Annotated in this window: 5 protein-coding genes; 4 read left to right on the plus strand and 1 reads right to left on the minus strand. The window is 73.0% G+C overall.

What is annotated here, in order from left to right:
* The first annotated feature begins 230 nt into the window (after positions 1 to 230).
* Positions 231 to 1,451: an alpha/beta hydrolase gene (locus tag ACFV20_RS36385; protein ID WP_385665349.1), complete on the plus strand. Its 1,221-nt coding sequence runs from the start codon at positions 231 to 233 to the stop codon at positions 1,449 to 1,451.
* A gap of 4 nt (positions 1,452 to 1,455) precedes the next feature.
* Here the strand turns inward: ACFV20_RS36385 and ACFV20_RS36390 are convergent, their stop codons facing one another.
* Complete coding sequence (locus ACFV20_RS36390; RefSeq protein ID WP_385665360.1) at positions 1,456 to 2,574, minus strand: glycerate kinase; 1,119 nt, start codon at positions 2,572 to 2,574, stop codon at positions 1,456 to 1,458.
* 258 nt (positions 2,575 to 2,832) lie between these two features.
* On the opposite strand from ACFV20_RS36390, the gene ACFV20_RS36395 reads away from it, so the two are divergent.
* The 3 genes from ACFV20_RS36395 to ACFV20_RS36405 all read left to right on the plus strand — a co-directional run bounded on the left by ACFV20_RS36395 (position 2,833) and on the right by ACFV20_RS36405 (position 5,278).
* Complete coding sequence (locus ACFV20_RS36395; protein WP_385665352.1) at positions 2,833 to 3,906, plus strand: ADP-ribosylglycohydrolase family protein; 1,074 nt, start codon at positions 2,833 to 2,835, stop codon at positions 3,904 to 3,906.
* Between the two features lie 43 nt (positions 3,907 to 3,949).
* Positions 3,950 to 4,444, plus strand: coding sequence for an NUDIX domain-containing protein (locus ACFV20_RS36400; RefSeq protein WP_385665355.1), 495 nt, complete (start codon positions 3,950 to 3,952; stop codon positions 4,442 to 4,444).
* Between the two features lie 81 nt (positions 4,445 to 4,525).
* Entirely contained in the window at positions 4,526 to 5,278 is a 753-nt protein-coding gene (locus ACFV20_RS36405; RefSeq protein ID WP_385665358.1) for an NAD-dependent deacetylase, read from the plus strand.
* Positions 5,279 to 5,423: the final 145 nt, after the last annotated feature.

The raw sequence follows: 5,423 nt of genomic DNA on the forward strand, positions 1-5,423 counted from the left end.
AGCTTCAGTTGTGTATAAGACACAGACTGTCCCGGCATCGCCCGAACGGGTGGGGCCCGGGCCTTCGTGGCCCGGGCCACACCCGTTTCCCGTTCAAGGGCGTTCCCTTCGTGCCCTTGACCGGTCAACTACCGCCGCTTGAGGACGATTTGCGGAGAAAATCCAGGAAGAGGAGGGTGGAAAGGGGGTATTACATCCACTTCATCCCACTTTCTTCCTGGGAGGCGGTCATGCCCGCACCCATCCTCAGAGAGCACAAGGTCACGCTCCAGTCCAAGATCCCCGCGAACGCCGGCGAGACGGTGACCCTGCCCGTCCGGGAGTACGACGGCACCAAGCCCAACCATCCGTACCAGCCGGTCCTCATGCTGCACGGCAGGAGCGTGCCGGCGCTGGCGGGATTCGACCTCGCGCCGGTGCCGGGCGGGCGCGCCACCCGGTACAGCTGGGCGCAGGAGCTCGCGGACGACGGGTACGACGTCTTCATCATGGAGCTGCAGGGCTCCGGCCGGTCACCGCGCCCGAGGATGGACGAGCCGTGCAACGCCAATCCGGCCCAGCAGCAGGTCCTCGTCCCCAATCCCCTCCCGGCGCTCTGCCCGCCCCCTCCCCCGTACCCGCACCAGCTGGGCAACTCGGAGAGCGAGTGGGCGGAGCTGGGCGCGGTGGTCGAGTACATCAGGGACCTGCCCGGCCGGAAGAAGCCGATCCGGTTCATCGCCTGGTCGCTGGGCGCGGCCATCATGGGCCCCTACACCCTCCAGCACCCCGGCAATGTCGAGAGCCTGCTCCTGCTCGCCCCGGTCTTCCCGCCCAAGGGACGGTGGTCGGACAAGCCCGACGACCCGTTCGGCCGCCCGGCCGAGGCCGTGACACTGCCGATGTCCACACCGGCCGTCACCTGGGGCTTCCCGATGTTCGTCGGCACCAGGACGGGCTTCAGGACCGGGCTGGACGGCAACCCCGACCTGCGGGAACCGGGCGTCGTGGACCTCGCCTGGGAGGCCTGCATGCGCAGCGATCCCCTCGGCAGCAAGTGGGGCCGCGAGGTGGCCCCGGGTGAGTACGAGGGCATCCTGCGGTACCGGAACACCTACTGGTGGGGCTGGAACAACCGGACGGCGCCGCACGAGAACCCGGCGGGCACGGCCGTACTCGGGGAACGGGTTCCCGTGCTCATCGTCTACGGCGACCAGGACCGGGCCGCCAACAGCCCGGCCGGCTTCCCCGACCCCGTCCGCTTCTCCGTGCCGGACCTGTACAAGGCCGTCAAGGGGCCCGACAAGCTGATGTTCTGCCTGGAGGGGGCGGGCCACTCGCTGGTGTGGGAGGTCACCGCCCAGACGGTGCACCACATGTCGAAGCAGTGGTTCAAGAACGGCAAGGTGTGGGGCCAGAGCTCCGGCAGCTACTTCCGGGACTCCGACGGAGCGCTGACCCCCCTGCCGTGACGGCTCAGGTCAGGAAGTCCCGCGCGATCCGCTCCGCCACCCGCTCCAGGATCGGCCCGGCCTCCGCGATGCACTTCGCGACGTCCGGTTCCGCGTCCGTCAGAGGGTAGGCCCGGCGGAAACCGGCCCGGCCCAGCGTCTGGGGCGGCAGCGCCAGACGGCCGCAGACCGCCACGACGTCCTTGTCCGCGGCACGGGCCGCCGCGGCCACGCCCGCCGGGGCCTTGCCGTGCAGGGTCTGCTCGTCGAGGGAGCCCTCGCCGGTGATGACCAGATCGGCGCGGTCCAGGGCGGACGCGAAGCCCAGGACGTCGAGCATCACCTCGATGCCGGGACGGAACCGGGCGCCCAGCAGGAGGGCGCCGTAGCCGATGCCGCCGGCCGCTCCCGCACCCGGTGACGCCGCGTATGCGGCGGCCTGCGCGCCGGCCGGGTCCTGGAGCACCTTCGCGAAGTGCCCGAGGGCGGCGTCCAGGGCCGCCACGTCGTCGGGCGAGGCGCCCTTCTGCGGGCCGTAGACCGCGGGCGCGCCCTTCGGGCCGGTCAGCGGATTGTCGACGTCGCTCGCGAGGACCAGCTCGATCTCGGCGAGGCGCGGGTCGAGCCCGGACAGGTCGGCGGTGGCCAGCTCGGCGAGTCCGCCGCCGCCCGGGGGCACCGGCTTCCCCTCGGCGTCCAGGAACCGGGCACCGAGCGCAGACAGCATCCCGGCGCCCCCGTCGGTGGTGGCGCTGCCGCCGACCCCGAAGACGATCGTGCGGGCACCGGCGTCCAGCGCGGCCTTCAGCAGTTCGCCGGAGCCGTACGTGGACGCCGTGAGCGGGGCGAAGACCCCGGCGGGCAGCCGCTGCAGCCCGCTCGCCTCGGCCATCTCCACGACGGCGGTGCTCCCGCGCAGCGCGTACGCCGCGCTCACCTCGTCGCCGAGAGGGCCGGCGACCCGCACCTCCCGGCGCTCGAACCCCGCCGCGACCGCCGCGGCCACGGTCCCGTCGCCGCCGTCGGCCACGGGCAGTGCCTCGACCTCGAGGTCCGGGCGGACCCGGCGCAGCCCGGCCGTGACCCGCTCGGCGACCTGCACGGCCGTCAGCGACCCCTTGAACTTGTCCGCGGCGACGAGCACCCGCTGTGCCTTCCGGGTGCCGCTCACTGCAGCGTCCGCCACTTGCACTCCCCTTGCTCTCCGGGCCTTCACACACGTCAAGGCCAGTCGCGCCGCTGCGACCTTAACCGGAGGAGCCGTCCGCCGTCAGCCCGTGCCCATCTCATGGACCAGGGGGCTTCGCCCTCAGGGGCGCGGGGCACCGCGCGACCGGCCACGACGAAGCCACGGTCCCGCGCACACCGCAGTCCCCGCTCTCAAAACGGGTAGACCCTCATCATGACCCCCGCGCGCTCCGACACAGACCTCGGCAACCGCATCCTCGGCGGCTGGCAGGGCCGCATCGCGGGAAACATGCTCGGCAAGCCGGTCGAACAGGGCGAGGTGTGGACCCGCGACCGCATCGACCGCTACCTCAGGCAGGCCGCGGCCCTGCCGCTCACGGACTACCTGCCCGAGCCGATCAGCGAGCACGACGGGTTCGCCCTGCGCCCCGAGTGGCGCCAATGCGTCCGCGGCCGCATCCACGGCAGCTGCCGTGACGACGACGTCGACTACGCGATCCTCGGCCTGGACCTGCTGGAGACCCACGGTTTCGGCTTCACCACCGAGCAGGTCGGCGACCTGTGGCTGCTGCGGCTGCCGTACCTGCAGACGTTCACCGCCGAGCGGGCCGCCTACCGCAACCTCGCGGGCGGGCTCAAGCCTCCGCTGACGGCGACGTACGACAACCCCTACCAGGAGTGGATCGGCGCCCTCATCCGGGCCGACGTCTTCGGCTGGACCTGCCCGGGCACCCCGCGTCGCGCCGCCCAGCTGGCCCGGCGCGACGCGGTGCTGTCGCACACCGGCAACGGGGTCTACGGGGCGATGTGGGCGGCCGCGCTGATCTCGGCCGCGTTCACCGCGCCCACCGTGCGGCACGCCGTCGACGAGGCCCTGGCGGTGATCCCGGCGAGCAGCCGGCTCGCCCGCGCGGTACGCCGGGTGGTCGCCCTGCACGACACCCGGATGTCCTGGGAGGACACGCTCACCACGGTCGCCGAGGAGACCGCCGGCATGGGCTGGATCCACACCGTCCCGAACGCCGCCGTGCTCACCGCCGGCCTGCTCTACGGGGACGGCGACTTCACCCGGACCATCACACTGACCGTGCGCGGCGGTCTGGACACCGACTCCAACGGCGCGACCGCGGGTTCGGTGGCCGGTGTGTTCGGCGGGGCGGCGGCCATTCCGGGCCAGTGGAAGGAGCCGCTGGAGGACACGGTCCGCAGCGCGGTGTTCGGCTTCGACGGGGTGCGGATCAGCGAGCTGGCGCGGCGGACGCTGCGGCTGGCGGAGTCCGCGGCCTGACCGCCCGGGTACGGGGCGGCGACCCGGTGGTTACCCTGCACCGATGACCACCTCTCCTGACTACGCCGCCTACATCGCCTCCCTGCCCCGCGTCCTGGCCGGCGCCGCCGTGCTGTTCCGGGACGGCGTGGGCCGGGTGCTGCTCGTCGAGCCCAACTACCGGGAGGGCTGGGTGCTGCCCGGCGGCACCGTCGAGTCCGACGACGGCGAGACCCCGCGGCAGGGCGCACGGCGCGAGACGGCCGAGGAGATCGGCCTGGACCGGGAGCCCGGCCGGCTGCTGGCGGTGGACTGGGTGCAGGGCGCGGGCCGGCCGCCGGTGGTGGCGTACCTGTACGACGGCGGGGTGCTGAGCGAGGGCGAGCTGAAGGCGATCCGCCTCCAGGAGGAGGAGCTGCTGTCCTGGCGGCTGGTCCCGCGCGCGGAACTCTCCGGGTATCTGCTGGGCGCCCTCGGCGGTCGGGTCCTGGCCGCCCTCGACGTCCTGGCGGACGGCTCGGGGACGGCGGAGCTGGAGAACGGCCGGCGGGTGCACTGAGACCTTCCGTCGCTCGCCTCGGTGTCCTCCCGTCCGATATCCGCTCGCCGCCGCCCCGCGGCCCCGCATACCCTCGGCGCCATGGCCAGACCCCTCGTCGCCCTGCTCACCGGTGCCGGCATCAGCACGGACTCGGGGATCCCCGACTACCGCGGTCCGAACGGGCTGTGGCGGCGGGATCCCGACGCCGAGAAGCTCGTCACGTACGAGTACTACATGGGCGACCCGGAGATCCGCCGCCGGTCCTGGCTGATGCGGCGCGAGAGCGGGGCGCTGCGGGCCGAGCCCAACGCCGCGCACCGGGCGGTGGCGGAACTGGAGCGGTCCGGGGTGCCGGTGCGTGTGATCACGCAGAACGTGGACGGGCTGCACCAGCTCGCCGGGATGCCCGCCCGCAAGGTGCTCGAACTGCACGGGTCGGCCCGTAGTGTCGTCTGCACCGGCTGCCACGCGCGCGGCCCGATGGCGGACGCGCTCGCGCGGGTCGACGCGGGTGAGGCCGATCCGCCGTGCCGGGAGTGCGGCGGGATCCTGAAGCCGGCGACGGTGATGTTCGGCGAGCGGCTCGACCCGGTCGTCCTCGGCGAGGCGGCCGCCCTCAGCAAGGCGTGCCAGATCTTCGTCGCCGTCGGCACCAGCCTCCAGGTGCATCCCGCCGCCGGCCTCGCCGGGGTCGCCGCCGACCACGGCGCCCGCCTGATCGTCGTCAACGCCGAGCCGACCCCGTACGACGACCGCGCCGACGAGATCCTCCGCGACCCCATCGGCACGGCCCTGCCGCAGCTGCTGCGTCGCCTCGGGGACACCGCCCAGAGCCTCGGGGACACCGCCTAGCCTCCTCCCGGGGGGCGCCCTGGAGCCCCGGGCGGGGCAGTACAGCTAGATGTACTGCCCAGCCAGGTTGGTCGAGTTTGTGCGACGACACGGTCTGAATCTGTGAGAGGACGAAGGCCTCCGGTTGTGGAGTGGAGCTGTCGAG

Origin of the sequence: Streptomyces sp. NPDC059696 (assembly GCF_042733745.1) — a bacterium.
GTDB lineage: Bacteria > Actinomycetota > Actinomycetes > Streptomycetales > Streptomycetaceae > Streptomyces.